The sequence below is a fragment of the Herminiimonas sp. genome (assembly GCF_030655415.1).
Map to the genome: position 1 here is coordinate 359,437 of NZ_JAURVN010000004.1, position 16,257 is coordinate 375,693.

Below are 16,257 nucleotides of genomic sequence, written 5' to 3' on the forward strand. Positions count from 1 at the left end.
TTTTTCGTATCCCATCAATATGGGAGTTGTTTTATTAATGCGACATATCGATAAAACACAAAAAAAAGCCCGCCATCCTTGCGGAAGCGGGCGGAATCCAATTCTTGAGAAGTTGGAGGAGACAGAGCCACTATATCGCCCAGACATCCAACTACCAACGACCAATTAATTATTTACATAGTTGTAAATAGATATATCAACTCGCGTAAACCTCTGTGAACTTCATGAGAAGCAAGGTTTGCTCTATCAAGCCATGCACGCAACCAGATAATCGACAAAGGTCCGTACCTTCGCAGACAGATGTTTGCGGCTAGGGTAAATCGCGTAGATTCCAATTTCAACACCGGGATGATTTTTCATCAGTTTTACCAAGCGGCCAGCACGCAAATCATCTGCCACAATAAAATGCGGCTGCCAAATTACACCAGCGCCATCCAATGCCGCCAGTCGTAACATATCGCCGTTATTCGCACGCATGGGTCCATCGATGCGTACTGAGGATTGTTTTTTTTCGGTGCCGAAAAACCATTCGTCGCCATTGCTGGAGTAGCTGTAATTCAGACAGGCGTGCTGCTTCAAATCTTCCGGAACTCGCGGAGCACCGTGCGCTTTTACATAAGCAGGCGAGGCACACAACACGATCCGATCGGTCGCCAACTTGCGTGCGATCAAACCGGATTCAGGCAAGTTGCCGACGCGGATCGCGAGGTCGTAACCATCTTCGATCAAATCAACGCGCCTGTCGGCCAATGCGATATCCAGTTTAACCTCAGGATATCGACGCATGTATTCAGTCAACAACGGAGCAATTCTTGCAGTACCAAATGAAACCGGCATCGCGACCTTGAGCGTGCCCCGCGGCATTGCGGCTGACTGCGCTGCGATTTGTTCAGCTTCATCAACATCCGCCAGAATTTGCAAACAGCGCTCGTAATACGCCACGCCTGATTCCGTCAAGCTGAGGCGCCGCGTTGTGCGATTAAGCAAGCGCGTGCCGAGGTGATCTTCGAGTATGCCTACGTATTTGGAAACCAGCGCCTTCGACATATCCAGACGCACGCCAGCGCCGGTGAAGCTCTCTGTTTCCACCACGGCGACAAACGTTTTCATGCAATTAAGAATATCCATTATCAACAATATGACGACAATGTTTATAAAAATAGCATATTTATCAATGCCACATCGACGACTATATTGTATGAATACTGAAAGAGAGTGCGAATACTTGGATTTACCGATAGCAAACGGGTAAGCGCCCTCCTCCACACTTGGAAAGGTTTGAATAATGAGTGCACACAATTATCGCGTCACACTGGAGTACCTGGGCGGCAAACATGCAGGCAGCGAGTTGCACGCGCCGGTCCAATTTGAGGTCGGCAATCACGACGACCTGTTCAATATCATCGAGCGCGTACAGGGCGCGCAGTTAACTGATGCTGATACCGCTGCAGCCATGGCACTGGGCATGAAACTGTTTGGTGAAGTCATGCTGAAACATCGCAAAGACCCGCTGTTCGAACAATTGCAACCGGCTTTTCGAGAGTTTATAGGCGCATTCAAGGAGCGCATCGCTGCCGCACATGAAGGTCAGAGTCAGCCCTTGATCTGAGCTAGTTCACACATTCATCGCTGATGATTTCAAGGCCACACTTAATCGCACGTTTTAAACTGAAGAATAGACTTGGTGCGTGCATCAACGTATGTGCCTCAAAGAAATTACGGAAAAATATCATGGACAAAAAAACACTCCCCACTCTCTTCATCCCGCACGGCGGCGGCCCATGTTTTTTCATGGACTGGCCCGGCGATCCGCATATGTGGGATCACATGGCAGATTTTTTGCGCAATCTGATCAAGACGGTTGGTACACGCCCAAAAGCGATCCTGATTATTTCCGGCCATTGGGAAGAGGACGAATTTACCGTCGGCGCGCATCCGCAACCGTCGCTGATTTACGATTATCACGGCTTCCCGCCACACACTTATCAATTGACGTATCCGGCAGCGGGTTCGCCTGAACTGGCTGCGCGTGTTCAAAACCTATTAACCGAAGCTGGCATGCCAGCACGCGTCGATACACAACGCGGCTGGGATCATGGCGTCTTCATTCCATTGAAAGTGATGGCGCCAGATGCAGACATACCCGTGGTGCAACTGTCGATGAAAAAAGGACTGGATCCGGCAACGCACATACGCGCAGGCGAAGCACTACAAACCTTGCGCAGTGAAGGTGTGCTGATCGTAGGCAGCGGCATGAGCTTTCATAACATGCGTGGTTTCAACCCGGCATTCAAGGATGCATCCGAACATTTCGACGACTGGCTGGCGAACATGGCGCAACAGGACGCGGCTGAGCGCAATGCGCTGTTACAGCATTGGCAAGATGCGCCGAATGCACGAGAAGTTCAGCCGCATCCGGATCACTTGCTACCGTTGATGGTCGCCGCTGGCGCAGCGGGTAGCGACAAAGGGAAACGTATATTCAAGGACACAGTGATGAATGTTGTCGTCTCGGCAATCGCCTTTGGCGAAATTGCCTAAACTTGACAAGGGCTGCCGCGATCACCTAAAGTAGCGGCATGTCCTCGACACCCTTTCAATTCCGCACTACCTCGTACGCTGCCAGCGCCCTGCTAGCAGCGCTACTACTACTATCGTTACGATTAAACTAATCGTCGCGCACTGCGCATTACACTGTTTTACCTGCCGGTTTTAATCACCAGCACACCACTCAAACACCAAGGTTTCACCCGAAAAATGACTATCAAGGCTCTTCCTGCATCGTTCATCGCTGGCGCTCTTTTCGCCGTGATGTCCTGTGCGCGTGCTTTGCTATTACTACCGATCGGTTATCTGGCCTCGCGTCGCGTGGCAAGTCAGGTAGCCCGTCGCCACACCGAATATCCCGAATTCTAAAAATTAGCAAAGCAAGGAAAACACATCATGATGTTGTCTAACCCGGAACAGAAATACCGCGCATTTCCGCCAGTCCGTCTCACCGACCGCACGTGGCCGAACCAGATCATCAGCAAGCCGCCGATCTGGATGAGTACCGATCTGCGTGATGGCAATCAGTCCCTGATCGAACCGATGAACCACGAGAAGAAATTTCGTTTCTTTGACATGCTGTTGAACATCGGCCTGAAAGAAATTGAAGTTGCCTTCCCTTCTGCATCGCAAACCGATTTTGATTTCGTGCGCAAATTGATCCAAGAGAAACGCATTCCTGACGACGTCACCATCGAAGTACTGACGCCAGCCCGCGAAGATCTGATTCGTCGCACCGTTGAATCTGTGCTTGGCTCACGCCGTGCCATCGTCCACATGTATAACGCCACGGCACCGTCATTCCGCCGCATTGTGTTCAATATGTCGAAGGAAGAAGTGAAAGCCCTCGCGGTCGCAGGCACCAAACTGGTCCGCGAATTGACCGATGCGCATCCGGAAACGGAATGGGTATTCCAGTATTCGCCAGAAGCATTCAGCATGACCGAACTCGAATTCGCGAAAGAAATCTGCGACGCTGTATCCGACGCCTGGCAACCGACACCAGAGCGCAAGATGATTATCAACTTACCTGGCACGGTTGAAGCCAGCACACCGAATGTCTACGCAGATCAGGTCGAATGGATGCATCGTAATCTCGCGCGTCGCGATTCCATCCTCATTAGCGTGCATCCGCACAATGACAGAGGCTGCGCAGTAGCGGCCGCTGAACTGGCTGTGATGGCTGGTGCAGATCGCGTGGAAGGCTGCTTGTTCGGCAATGGCGAACGCACCGGCAACGTTGATCTGGTAACGCTTGCGCTCAATCTGTATTCACAAGGAATCAATCCAGGTCTGAATTTTTCAGACATCGATGCCGTGCGTCAGTGCGTGGAAGAATGCAATCAAATCCCGGTGCATCCGCGTCATCCGTATGTCGGCGATCTGGTCTACACCGCGTTCTCAGGTTCGCATCAGGATGCGATCAAAAAAGGTTTTGCGAAGCAGCAGCCGAATGCAATTTGGGAAGTACCTTACATGCCCGTTGATCCTGCCGATCTTGGCCGCAGCTACGACGCCGTAATTCGCGTCAATAGTCAGTCAGGCAAAGGCGGCATGACGTATTTGCTGGAACAGGAATACGGCCTCGTCTTGCCGCGTCGCTTGCAAATCGAATTCAGCCGCGCCGTACAACGCATCACCGATGAAACTGGCGGCGAAGTCGCAGCCAACGATATCCACAAAATCTTCAACAGTGAATATCTGAACGCAATCACGCCATATCAATATCGCGGGCACCATATCGACGATACAAAAGGTGGCGAAGTGCAAATCAAAGTCGATCTGGAAAAAGACGGCAAAGCGATGTCTGTACAGGGTACCGGCAATGGCCCTATCGATGCTTTCATCAATGCCTTGGGACTGGACATCAAGCTGATGGATTTCCATGAACATGCAATCGGTGCAGGCGCCAGCGCGAACGCGGCAAGCTATGTTGAACTGCGCGTGAACAATGGTGCTACACGCTTCGGCGTCGGAATTGATGGCAACATCGTGACTGCATCGTTCCGTGCTGTCTTGAGCGCAGTCAATCGCGATATCGCTTTGGCTAGCTGATCGTTTTCGACGTCAATTTAAAAAGCCGCTGAATATTTCAGCGGCTTTTTGTATTTTTGCGTGATAGAAGTTAGGACGATAATTCAGCGTGCCAACCGTATCCCGGAAAATTGCCAACGAGCCGTCGCCGGGAAAAAATTGCGATACGTAACCCGACTATGGCCATCCGGCGTGACGCAAGACGAACCGCGCAATACATATTGGTTGGACATGAATTTGCCGTTGTACTCACCCAAGGCGCCGGCTGCAGTTTCATAACCGGGATAAGCTGAATAACTGCTGGACGTCCATTGCCAGCATTGCCCGAAAAATTGCATGCCGTCTTTTTGTGCGTCATCCGAAGAGAGCGCGAGCATTGCCGCATGCTCCCACTCCGCCTCGGTCGGCAAGCGTGCACCAACCCAGCGTGCATAAGCATCCGCTTCAAAATAGGAAATCTGCGTCACTGCCGCATCGAGATTCAGCGCCTGCAAGCCATGCAAGGAAAACGCATGCCACACGTCGTCATTTTTTTGCCAATACAAAGGATGCGTCAATTGCTGAGTCTGCACCCAATCCCACCCTTCCGATAACCATACGGCCGGATTTTCATACGCCCCAGATTCTACGAAATTCAGATATTCGCGATTCGTGACCAAACGTGATGCGAGTGCATACGGCTCCAAGAACTGTCTGTGCACCGGCATTTCGTTATCGAAGCAAAAGCCTGGCTCGTCGTGCCCGATATGAACGACGCCGCCCTCTAAAGATAACCATTGCAATTCTGCTGCCGGTTTTGAAACCAACTCTAGCGCTTCCGTATACGCCGGCTTCAATGGATTACATGACAGCAGATGCAAGACGTCGGTCATCATCAATTCCTGATGCTGCTGCTCGTGCTGCAAACCCAACTCCAGCAAGTTGCTCAGTTCTACATATGCATCGACGGCAAGCGGGCTCACCAACAAAGTCATCACGCGCGTATCGACATCACGCCTGTAATTCAACACATCGGGAAATGGCGGGCGCGTCAGCAAGCCGCGCTGCGCACGCGCATGTTTGTCACCGATGCCGTTGTAATAAGAATTGAAGAGAACGCGGAAGGCTGGATGATGCGGTTGAAAGTTTGGATCAAAACGTTCGAGAATAAAGGTTTCAAAAAACCAGGTGGTATGCGCAAGATGCCACTTGACCGGGCTGGCATCCGGCATCGATTGCACACAACAATCTTCTTCTGATAGTGGTTCTGCCAGTGCGATTGAACGTGCGCGCACAGTGTCATAGCGCAGCGCTAATTCATTCGAACCATCATGCAGTTCATTCAGGTAAATATGTTCTGTCTGTACGTTCATGATGTATCCGTAATGTTGATGGCAAGGTATTTATTGCTCACACTTCAGTTTCAATTTCACTCATTTAACCAGCTACTTACGCTGCATGCGCATGACAAACCATGAACCACTGCTGCGGATCAGTCCAGGTCGTCACTTTTTCAAATCCGGCTTCTGTCAGCAAACTGATAAAACTTTGATGCGTGTATTTATAGCTGTTCTCGGTATGTATCCGCTCACCGTGCTCAAAGCGACGCACGCCGTTAGGCCAACGTACAGTCTGATCTGAGGCTGCTTCAAGATGCATTTCAATGCGGCTCAATTTGTCATTGAAAAATCCGCGATGCCGCCATTCACGCAAGTCAAAATCTGCATCCAATAAACGATTTAAATGCAGCAACAAATTCAGATTAAAGGACGCCGTGACACCCAGAGCATCATCATACGCGGCATCGAGTATTGAGTTTTCCTTGACCAGATCGACGCCTATCAACAAGCCACCATCAGCCGCGCCGCCTTGCGTGCATGCCGCCTTGATCTGCTGCAAAAATGTCAGTGCTTCGTCTGGTGCAAAGTTACCTATCGATGAGCCTGGATAAAAGAACAGGCGCTTTTCGCTACGCACACTTTCCGGCAACTGCAGATCCATCGAGAAATCCATACCGACACCGATCATGTCGATGGCCGGAAATTGTTGCTGCAATCGACTCACTGCATCGCGTAAAAATTCAACCGAGATATCAATAGGCACATATTGCGCAGGCTGCAAGTGAGGAAACAATTTGGCCGCCTTTGCACAATTACCGGCACCAAGGTCAATCAGCGTAGTTCCAACGCCTATCGCTTGCGCCATCTCTTGCGCATGCTTGGCGAAAATTCCCGCTTCGGTACGAGTCGGATAATATTCCGGCAGTTCACAAATCGCTTCAAACAATTTGGAGCCCAAGGCATCGTATAAATATTTGGGCGAGGTACTCGCTTGCGGCGCAGTTAAACCGGCCAATAGTCCATCGTCTATCGATTTTTTATCTTGTTCTACGAGTTGAATAAATTGAGCCAAGCTGGCTGCTCCTAGTGTGGTCTTGCGGATGGTCGAGTTGGCTGTATTGGTCAGACTATGCTCGGGCTTATCCGTTCCTGAAGAAAAAGGGCGAAATTCAAGCACGTAATTTAACTCAAGCTAGCAAGGCTTGTTCCCAGCCATACCGTCCCCATATGGCATCGAAAGCAGCCAGAACGCTACAGAAACAAGGGCATTCCTACAGCACTTGCCGGCAAGACTTACAAAAGGTGCGATGCGACTAGTGCTAAGCTACGTGCGCGATTGAATATCCGACTATAAACATATTCAGGCAAGAACAGAACGACAACCTTATCGTGCACAGCCTGCACGCATAATGTGACCACTTCATGATCTTGAACACGGACTTTTTATCCTGACTTGTATCAATCCATACGAATTCGCATTCCCTTCGCACTCTATTTTTAAGTAAGCTAGTGAACCCATGATTCCGCAGACGTCCAGAGAATTACAAAAAGGCAGTATCGCCACCTTGCGCGGTTTGCTGACATTTTTACTACCTTACAAAAAACAGTTTGGATTGGCAGGCATCGCACTGATCGTGGCCGCTGCCGCGACACTGGCGATCCCGTATGCATTCCGCCAAATGATCGATCTTGGCTTCGGCGCCAACGGCATCCATGACACGGCCAGCATCAATACCTACTTCATCGCATTGTTCGGCGTGGCTTGCGTTTTGGCAGTGGCTACAGCAGCGCGCTTTTATATGGTGTCGTGGCTGGGCGAACGTGTCACGGCCGATGTCCGCGGCGCGGTCTATTCGCATGTCGTCACACAAAGCCCGCAATTTTTTGAAACCACGCAAAGCGGCGAAGTCCTGTCGCGCATCACTACCGACACGACGCTGATTCAAACCCTGATCGGCACCAGCATATCGATGGCGCTACGCAATGCGCTGTTATTCATGGGCGGCCTGGTAATGCTGTTTGTGACCAGTATCAAACTGTCGTCCATCATTCTGGTGATGTTGATCGCTACGGTCTTGCCTATCGTCTGTTTCGGCCGTCGCGTGCGCACGCTGTCGCGCGACTCTCAAGATCGCGTTGCTGATTCATCCGCGCTGGCAGGGGAAATCCTGAATGCGATGCCAACCGTGCAGGCATTCACACATGAAAAAATCGAAGCGAGCCGTTTCGGCAAAACTGTAGAAGAAGCATTCAAGACTGCGATGCAGCGCATACGCGCACGTTCGATGTTGACGATGATCGCGATTCTGCTGATTTTTGGGGCCATCGTTTTCGTCTTGTGGCTGGGTGCGCATGCAGTGATCAACGGCACCATGAGCGGTGGAGAACTTGGCCAGTTCATTTTGTATTCGGCGATAGTGGCTGGTGCGATTGGCGCTTTGTCCGAAGTGCTGGGCGATGCGCAGCGCGCGGCCGGCGCAACCGAGCGCCTGCTGGAATTATTGGCGGTGCAATCGCCTATCTCATCGCCAACCACACCGATCGCATTACCACCGCGTCGCGCCAATGGCGCTGCACTGGCATTGGATCTGGTGACTTTCCACTACCCGTCGCGTCCATTGACGCCCGCCCTATCTAATTTGTCGGTCGCCATCAAAGCTGGCGAAACAGTCGCCGTGGTCGGCCCGTCAGGCGCTGGTAAAACTTCGCTGTTCCAATTGCTGTTGCGCTTTTACGATCCGCAAGAAGGCGTGATCGAACTCGACGGTGTCGATATTCGCAAACTTGATTTGCACGACTTGCGCAACACCATAGGCATCGTGCCGCAAGACACCGTGATTTTTTCTGCCAACGCGATGGAAAACATCCGCTACGGCCGTCCCGATGCAACCGATGAAGAAGTCATCGCCGTCGCCAAACTGGCAGCAGCGCATGAATTCATAGAACGTCTGCCGGAAGGCTATCAATCCTTCCTCGGTGAACGCGGCGTGCGTCTGTCCGGCGGTCTGCGCCAGCGCATCGCCATCGCGCGCGCCTTATTGAAAAATCCACCTTTGCTTTTGCTCGATGAAGCCACCAGCGCGCTAGATGCCGAATCAGAACGTCTGGTGCAAAGTGCGCTGGAAGCCGCGATGGTAGGCCGTACCACGCTGGTTATTGCCCACAGACTGGCGACGGTACAACGTGCTGACCGCATCATCGTGATGGAACACGGCCACATCGTAGAAACCGGCACACATGCGTCGCTGGTTGCGGCCAGCGGTTTGTACGCCAGCCTCGCCGCCCTGCAGTTCGGCCAGCATTGAGCATGAACTTGGCGGTGCGACTTGCCTGCCCGCCTGTTCAGTTAAAATAGCGCTTTCCCGCGGAATACAGCAATCCCTGTATTCCGCCACCCATCAAAATCACAAACGGACTATGCATGAAACAATATCTTGACCTGGTGCGGACCGTGCTTGATTCCGGAACCTGGCAGGAAAATCGCACCGGCATTCGCACCATTAGCATTCCCGGTGCGATGTTGCGTTTCGATCTGCAAAAAGACGGCTTCCCGGCGATTACTACCAAACGCCTCGCATTCAAATCCGTCATCGGCGAGTTGATCGGTTTTTTGCGCGCGACCCGCAGCGCAGCCGAATTCCGCGCGCTGGGTTGCAAGGTCTGGGATCAAAATGCGAATGAAAACGCTGAGTGGCTGGCAAATCCGTATCGCCTCGGTGAAGACGATTTGGGCCCGGTGTATGGCGTGCAATGGCGCGAATGGCCAGCCTACAAATTGCTGGATGCCGACAACAAAGATCAAATCAAGGATGCGCAAAAACGCGGTTTTCGCCTGATCTCGGCAGTCACTGACGAAGGCGTCGACAAGGTCTTGATGTACAAGGCGATCGACCAGTTGCGTGATTGCCTGGATACCATCATCAACAATCCAGGCAGCCGCCGCATCCTGTTCCACGGCTGGAATTGCGCCGATCTTGATGCGATCGCACTGCCGGCTTGTCACTTGCTGTATCAGTTCATCCCGAATGCGACGACCAAAGAGATTTCGCTGTGCCTGTATATCCGCAGCAATGATCTCGGCCTCGGCACACCGTTCAATCTGGCCGAAGCAGCTGCCCTGTTGCACGTGGTCGGACGCCTGACCGGTTACAAACCGAAGTGGTTTACCTACTTTATCGGTGATGCACATATCTATGAAAACCATCTGGATATGCTGAACGAGCAAATGACGCGCGAACCGTACGCGGCACCTAAGTTCGTGCTGTCGGATCGCATCCCGGATTACGCCGTCACCGGCAAATACGAACCCGAATGGCTGGAGAAGTTGGAACCCAGCGATTTCAGCCTGGAAAACTACGAACATCACGCGCCTATCAGCGCACCGATGGCGGTTTAATTTAGATCACTATTCATGCCTGCACACCTGACCATCGTCGTCGCCACTGATACCAATAACGGCATCGGCATCAACAACACTCTGCCCTGGCATTTGCCGGAAGATCTGGCGCACTTCAAGCGCACTACGTCCGGCCATACCATCATCATGGGTCGCAAGACCTTTGATTCCATTGGACGGCCGTTGCCGAATCGCCGCAATATCGTCATCACCCGCAATCCAGACTGGCAACACGCTGGTGTGGAAGCAGTGACTTCTATCGCTGCCGCCAAAGAACTGATCGGCGACCAGCAAGCCTTCATTATTGGCGGCGCGCAAATTTACGCCGACACGCTGGCTGCAACCGACCGCTTGATCGTGACCAAGATAGGGAAAAGCTTCGACTGCGACGCATTTTTCCCGGCGATTGACCTCAAGCAATGGCAAGAAGTAGCGCGTGAGGAACATCATTCCGAGGCGAACGATTTCGATTACGCCTACATTACCTATGACCGTATTGCCTAGAACTGAGGCTGAACCAAAGTTTTTGTCATACCGCCGTCACGCTCACGCGCGACACTAGCGAGTATTAAGCAGTATGACTGTCGTATCACTCTGGTAACAAGAGGCCGCAGATCACACGATCCGCGGCTTTTTTCTCCCCAAATTCTGTATATATCTGCGAAAATTCGCTTTCCTTATTAGGGTCCCAATGGGGTCCACTTCCGTCGTCTTGGAGACTGCATGAAATTTCGTTTTCCCATCGTCATCATTGATGAAGATTTTCGTTCCGAAAACACCTCGGGCCTTGGCATACGCGCGCTAGCCGATGCGATGGAAAAAGAAGGCATGGAAGTGCTGGGCGTCACCAGTTATGGCGACCTCTCGCAATTCGCGCAGCAGCAATCGCGCGCGTCCGCTTTCATCCTGTCTATCGATGATGAAGAATTCGGCGCCGGCTCGTTTGAAGAAACCGATTACGCACTGAAATCGTTGCGCGCATTCGTTGAAGAAATTCGCCACAAGAATGCCGATATCCCGATTTATCTGTATGGCGAAACGCGTACTTCGCGCCACATTCCAAATGACATCCTGCGTGAACTGCACGGCTTCATTCACATGTTTGAAGACACACCAGAATTCGTCGCACGCCACATCATTCGCGAAGCGAAGTCGTACATGGATGGCTTGTCGCCACCATTCTTCCGCGCGCTGGTGCATTACGCGCAAGATGGTTCGTACTCGTGGCACTGCCCTGGCCACTCGGGCGGCGTCGCATTTTTGAAATCACCTATCGGCCAAATGTTCCACCAATTCTTTGGTGAAAACATGTTGCGCGCCGACGTCTGCAACGCAGTGGAAGAACTCGGCCAGTTGCTCGATCACACCGGCCCGGTCGCTGCATCAGAACGCAATGCCGCGCGCATTTTCAATGCCGATCATTGCTACTTTGTGACGAACGGTACCTCGACTTCGAACAAGATGGTTTGGCACTCGACCGTTGCACCTGGCGACATCGTCGTCGTTGATCGCAACTGCCACAAATCGATTCTGCATTCGATCATCATGTGCGGCGCGATTCCGGTGTTCCTGATGCCGACGCGTAATCACCTCGGCATCATCGGCCCGATTCCATTGTCGGAATTCACGATGGAAAACATACGCAAAAAGATCGAAGCCAATCCTTTTGCACGCGAAGCCGTCAACAAGAAGCCACGCATCCTGACCATCACGCAATCGACTTACGATGGCGTGATCTATAACGTCGAAACATTGAAAGACATGCTGGACGGCGAAATCGATACCTTGCATTTCGATGAAGCATGGTTGCCGCACGCGACCTTTCACGACTTCTACAAAAACATGCACGCGATCGGCAAAGACCGTCCGCGCGCCAAAGAGTCGATGATTTTCTCAACGCAATCGACACACAAATTGCTGGCCGGCCTGTCACAGGCGTCGCAAATTCTTGTGCGCGAATCAGAAAGCGTAAAACTCGATCAAGACGCCTTCAATGAAGCGTATTTGATGCACACCTCGACTTCGCCGCAGTATTCGATCATCGCGTCGTGCGACGTCGCGGCTGCGATGATGGAAGCGCCGGGTGGCACCGCACTGGTAGAAGAAAGTATTTTTGAAGCACTCGACTTCCGTCGCGCGATGCGCAAAATCGAAGCCGAATGGGGTCACGCAGACTGGTGGTTTAAAGTGTGGGGACCGGACACCTTCAGCGAAGAAGGCATAGGCACGCAAGACGACTGGATGATCCGCGCCGAAGATACATGGCACGGCTTCGGCGATCTGGCTCCGGGCTTCAACATGCTCGATCCGATCAAGGCAACCATCGTCAATCCAGGCTTGTCGCTGGACGGCAAGTTTGGCGAGTCAGGTATTCCAGCATCGATCGTCACCAAATATTTGGCTGAGCACGGTGTCATCATTGAAAAATGCGGCCTGTATTCGTTCTTCATCATGTTCACGATCGGCATCACCAAAGGTCGCTGGAACACGCTGCTGACCGCGTTGCAACAGTTCAAGGACGATTACGACAAGAACCAACCGATGTGGCGCATCCTGCCGGAATTCGCTGCAGCGAACCCACGCTATGAACGCGTCGGTCTGCGCGACTTGTGTCAGCAGATTCATGATTTCTACAAAGCCTACGACGTCGCACGTTTGACGACAGAGATGTATTTGTCAGACATGCAGCCAGCAATGAAACCGTCAGATGCGTTCGCCAAAATGGCGCATAGAGAAATCGATCGGGTACCGATTGACGAACTCGAAGGCCGTGTAACATCGATCCTGTTGACGCCATATCCACCGGGTATTCCATTGCTGATCCCGGGTGAACGCTTCAACAAAACCATCGTCGACTACCTGCGTTTTGCACGTGACTTCAACGAAAAATTCCCTGGCTTCGAAACCGATGTCCACGGTCTGGTGACGCGTGAAGTCGATGGCAAGCGCGGATATTTCGTCGACTGCGTACGCCAATAAACTCTACTGAAAAATCGCCGAGCATTCGATGCAAACTCTTTGCAGACTAATCCTCGGCGATCAACTCAATCCGCAACATAGTTGGTTCGCCAGCAGGCGTGATGACGTTGTTTACCTGTTCATGGAAGTGCGACAGGAAACAGATTACGTGCTGCACCACGCACAGAAAATCATCGCGATTTTTGCTGCCATGCGCGACCTTGCCGAGCAGCTCCGTATTGCAGGTCATCGCGTAGATTATATGGCGATCGACGACCCCGACAATCTTCCTTCCTTAACTAAAAATCTCGATAGCTTATTCGTCAAGCACGATGCCCGTGCGTTCGAATATCAAACGCCCGATGAATGGCGACTCGATCAGCAACTGGCGACTTACATTGCCGGACTGAAGATAGCTGCGCGCATGGTCGATACCGAGCATTTTTATACCTCGCGTAACGAAGCCGCAGAGATTTTCAAAGACCGTAAACAATGGTTGATGGAACACTTCTATCGACAGATGCGCGTCAAGCATGACGTGCTGATGAATGGCCCGCGCGCGCCGGTTGGTGCAAAGTGGAACTTCGATGAAGACAATCGCAAAGCATGGAATGGTTTGCCGCGTGAACCTGCTGATGCACGCACCTTTCACGATCATTCAGCGTTATGGCAAACCATAGTCGCAGCCGGCGTCGACAGCTTTGGAAAACCGTCTGCCAATCATATCGGCTGGTCGCTGAATCGTGCTGAAGCTTTAGAACAGCTGGACGATTTCATAAGCGAAGCACTACCGCATTTCGGCGATTTTCAGGATGCAATGAGTACCAAGGCCAGGCGCCTGTTTCACAGCCTGTTGTCGTTCGCGCTCAACACCAAGATGATCAATCCGCGTGAAGTCGTGGCCCACGCAGAAACCGCTTATCGCGAAGGCCGTGCACCACTGGCTGCAGTCGAAGGCTTTATTCGACAAATTCTCGGCTGGCGCGAATATGTGCGCGGTGTGTATTGGGCAAATATGCCGGGCTACGACCAGCAGAACGCATTCGTTCACGATATCCCTCTACCATCCTGGTTCTGGGACGGCAATACGAAGATGCGTTGCCTGGCGCACGCGATTGGCGATTCACTGGAACACGCACACGCGCATCACATCCAGCGACTGATGATTATCGGTAATTTTTCATTACTCGCTGGTCTCGATCCAGTTGCCGTGCATCGTTGGTATCTGGGTGTTTATATCGACGCCTTCGAATGGGTTGAATTACCAAATACGCTGGGCATGAGCCAGTTCGCCGATGGCGGCGCGATGGCGACCAAACCGTATGTCTCAAGCGCCGCTTACATCAATCGCATGAGCGATTATTGCAAAGGCTGTCACTACGACAAAAAACTGCGCGAAGGCAACAAGGCTTGTCCCTTCAACGCGCTGTACTGGGATTTCTTTGCACGTAATAAAGAAACCTTGGGTAGCAACCATCGCCTAGGCATGGTGTACCGCCAGCTTGAAAAAATGGATCCCGAAGTAGTGAGTGCATTACGCCTCAAAGCAAACGATAGCCGTCAAAGGCTGAATGAACTGTGATCCACAGCACTTCACCCAAGGTAAAAAAGTCACCCATGAATAAACTTGCTCTACTCTTATGCAGCCTCGTCATCGCTGGCATCACACAGAACGCCATCGCCGCCGACAACGATAGAACTATCAGTGCCACCATGCCGCACGGCATAACGGTCGTTGCTGAAGAAGGCATTCTGGAACCACGCAGCGCTGGCAGCTACAGCTTGCAGCTCTATGCGAAAAACGATCCCGCCTATCCCTACGATCAATTCATCACCGGCCTTGTTCGGCCGCGCAACGGTACGCTCGTAGAAATCAAATTCGCAGATCTAACACATGACGGCAAGCCGGAAATTATCGTCATCACGCGCTACACAGGTAGCGGCTCCTTCGTCACGGTGGATGCATTTCGTGTGCGACAAAAGTCTGTGCAATTGCTGACGTCGATAACCGGGTTAGATGCGAAGAAAGATGCAATCAAGGCATTGAAGAATAAATTGAATAGCGGACGTTGAGTCTGCGCTATTAAAACTGGTGGAAAGCGCGATGCCTTCCACCCTGCACTGCTCAAGATTTTTTTAGCTGCTCCAACAACTTCTCTGCGACCAGTTGCGACGATGCTGGATTTTGTCCGGTAATCAATTTGCCATCGATCAAGGCATACGCGCCCCAATCCGCACCCTTGCTGTAAATACCGCCACGTTCCTTGAGCTTATCTTCCAGCAGAAAGGGCACGACATCTCTGAGTCCGACCGCATCCTCTTCCGTATTCGAAAAACCAGTTACCTTGCGACCTTTTACTAAATAGTCGCCATTTGTCTCGCGAATATTTACCAAAGCTGCTGGCGCATGACATACCGCTGCAACCGGTTTCCCAGCGCGTACAAAGGATTCCAGCAAAGCGATGGATGTCGGATTATTAGGCATATCCCACATCGGACCATGACCGCCCGGGTAAAACACGCCGTCGAAATCTTCGGCTTTGATGTCCAATAACTTTTGCGTGCTGGCAAGTTGCTTTTTGGCAGCGACATCAGCGGCGAAACGTTCGGTACTTTCGGTCTGCGAATCCGGCTCATCACTCTTCGGGTCGAGTGGCGGCTGGCCACCGTTTGGCGATGCCAGTACCACTTCTGCGCCACCATCCTTGAGTACATAGTAAGGCGTGGTGAATTCTTCCAGCCAGAAGCCGGTTTTCTTGCCGGTGTCGCCGAGGCGGTCGTGTGAAGTTAGAACGAGAAGGATTTTCATGGAGCACTCCAGATTAGCTACCGAACAACATGGTTCAGCAGAAATTTATGCGAGGAACAGTCAGGGAATAAACAGTTAATGTTTTGCTTACTACTATCGGACTCGACGATGCCGTCTATCGTTCAATCAAATAAAAATTGAGAGCCTATTCTCGACTCATAATTTAAAAGACGCTGATGAATCTTCTAGACGCA

General features: G+C 51.8%; 14 protein-coding genes. 10 read left to right on the forward strand and 4 right to left on the reverse strand.

Translation table 11 applies throughout. The annotated features are described in order from the left end of the window. Positions 1 to 246: 246 nt before the first annotated feature. Complete coding sequence (locus tag Q7T66_RS04295) at positions 247 to 1,110, reverse strand: LysR family transcriptional regulator (protein WP_304932062.1); 864 nt, start codon at positions 1,108 to 1,110, stop codon at positions 247 to 249. Between the two features lie 175 nt (positions 1,111 to 1,285). Between Q7T66_RS04295 and Q7T66_RS04300 the strand changes: the two genes are divergently transcribed. From Q7T66_RS04300 to leuA, 4 genes are all read left to right on the forward strand, one after another. Continuing rightward, positions 1,286 to 1,609: a DUF3861 domain-containing protein gene (locus tag Q7T66_RS04300; RefSeq protein WP_304932063.1), complete on the forward strand. Its 324-nt coding sequence runs from the start codon at positions 1,286 to 1,288 to the stop codon at positions 1,607 to 1,609. 122 nt (positions 1,610 to 1,731) lie between these two features. Then, a complete protein-coding gene (locus tag Q7T66_RS04305) occupies positions 1,732 to 2,541 on the forward strand; it encodes a class III extradiol ring-cleavage dioxygenase (RefSeq protein WP_304932064.1) in 810 nt (269 codons plus the stop codon). A 216-nt stretch (positions 2,542 to 2,757) separates the two neighbouring features. Next, complete coding sequence (locus Q7T66_RS04310; protein WP_304932065.1) at positions 2,758 to 2,916, forward strand: hypothetical protein; 159 nt, start codon at positions 2,758 to 2,760, stop codon at positions 2,914 to 2,916. A gap of 27 nt (positions 2,917 to 2,943) precedes the next feature. Continuing rightward, positions 2,944 to 4,602, forward strand: a complete 1,659-nt coding sequence (leuA, locus tag Q7T66_RS04315) for a 2-isopropylmalate synthase (protein ID WP_304932066.1) — start codon at positions 2,944 to 2,946, stop codon at positions 4,600 to 4,602. A gap of 83 nt (positions 4,603 to 4,685) precedes the next feature. Here leuA and egtB read toward each other — a convergent pair whose 3' ends face one another. Together egtB and egtD are read right to left on the reverse strand one after the other, a co-directional pair. Beyond that, complete coding sequence (gene egtB / locus Q7T66_RS04320; RefSeq protein WP_304932067.1) at positions 4,686 to 5,933, reverse strand: ergothioneine biosynthesis protein EgtB; 1,248 nt, start codon at positions 5,931 to 5,933, stop codon at positions 4,686 to 4,688. 76 nt (positions 5,934 to 6,009) lie between these two features. Then, entirely contained in the window at positions 6,010 to 6,972 is a 963-nt protein-coding gene (egtD, locus tag Q7T66_RS04325) for an L-histidine N(alpha)-methyltransferase (protein ID WP_304932068.1), read from the reverse strand. 445 nt (positions 6,973 to 7,417) lie between these two features. On the opposite strand from egtD, the gene Q7T66_RS04330 reads away from it, so the two are divergent. The 6 genes from Q7T66_RS04330 to Q7T66_RS04355 all read left to right on the forward strand — a co-directional run bounded on the left by Q7T66_RS04330 (position 7,418) and on the right by Q7T66_RS04355 (position 15,327). After that, on the forward strand, positions 7,418 to 9,205 hold the full coding sequence (locus tag Q7T66_RS04330) for an ABC transporter transmembrane domain-containing protein (RefSeq protein ID WP_304932069.1): 1,788 nt from the start codon (positions 7,418 to 7,420) through the stop codon (positions 9,203 to 9,205). Positions 9,206 to 9,321: 116 nt separating this feature from the next. Next, positions 9,322 to 10,296, forward strand: coding sequence for a thymidylate synthase (locus Q7T66_RS04335; protein WP_304932070.1), 975 nt, complete (start codon positions 9,322 to 9,324; stop codon positions 10,294 to 10,296). Positions 10,297 to 10,311: 15 nt separating this feature from the next. After that, positions 10,312 to 10,800 (forward strand): dihydrofolate reductase, encoded by a 489-nt coding sequence (locus Q7T66_RS04340; protein ID WP_304932071.1) that lies wholly within the window; start codon positions 10,312 to 10,314, stop codon positions 10,798 to 10,800. A 219-nt stretch (positions 10,801 to 11,019) separates the two neighbouring features. Further along, the gene (locus Q7T66_RS04345) at positions 11,020 to 13,275 is read left to right on the forward strand and encodes an arginine/lysine/ornithine decarboxylase (protein WP_304932072.1); all 2,256 of its coding nucleotides are present in this window, start codon (positions 11,020 to 11,022) and stop codon (positions 13,273 to 13,275) included. A gap of 28 nt (positions 13,276 to 13,303) precedes the next feature. Then, on the forward strand, positions 13,304 to 14,836 hold the full coding sequence (locus Q7T66_RS04350) for a cryptochrome/photolyase family protein (RefSeq protein WP_304932073.1): 1,533 nt from the start codon (positions 13,304 to 13,306) through the stop codon (positions 14,834 to 14,836). 35 nt (positions 14,837 to 14,871) lie between these two features. Further along, positions 14,872 to 15,327, forward strand: a complete 456-nt coding sequence (locus Q7T66_RS04355; RefSeq protein ID WP_304932074.1) for a PliI family lysozyme inhibitor of I-type lysozyme — start codon at positions 14,872 to 14,874, stop codon at positions 15,325 to 15,327. Between the two features lie 52 nt (positions 15,328 to 15,379). Here the strand turns inward: Q7T66_RS04355 and Q7T66_RS04360 are convergent, their stop codons facing one another. Further along, positions 15,380 to 16,063: a type 1 glutamine amidotransferase domain-containing protein gene (locus tag Q7T66_RS04360; RefSeq protein WP_304932075.1), complete on the reverse strand. Its 684-nt coding sequence runs from the start codon at positions 16,061 to 16,063 to the stop codon at positions 15,380 to 15,382. Between the last annotated feature and the right edge of the window lie 194 nt (positions 16,064 to 16,257).